At 66.0% G+C, this 256-nt stretch carries 1 protein-coding gene; it reads left to right on the top strand.

From position 1 onward, the window contains the following. Nucleotides 1-256 (top strand): hypothetical protein (locus R0J87_RS22360; protein ID WP_498889065.1); only part of this gene is annotated, 256 nt, incomplete at both ends.

Here is a 256-nt window from a genome sequence, read left to right as displayed (position 1 = left end):
CGGCGGATTCAGAGTCGCGGCTGGCACCATCACGATCGCTTCGCTGATCACGTTCATCCTGTTCCTGTTCATGCTCGTGATGCCGCTGGCCACCACATTCGGGGCGATCACCTCGGTGAACCAGGCCCTCGGTGCGCTCGGTCGGATCCAGGAGGTCCTGAACCTTCCGGTCGAGACGCAGAACGATGACGCGATCGCTGCCTCCTTCCCCCGCGACGGCGCCGACCCCCTCGCCCCCGCGATCGAGTTCCGCGAC

The organism is Halomonas sp. SIMBA_159 (genome assembly GCF_046536035.1).
GTDB lineage: Bacteria > Pseudomonadota > Gammaproteobacteria > Pseudomonadales > Halomonadaceae > Vreelandella > Vreelandella venusta_A.
This window is presented reverse-complemented; position numbering and strand designations above follow the sequence as displayed.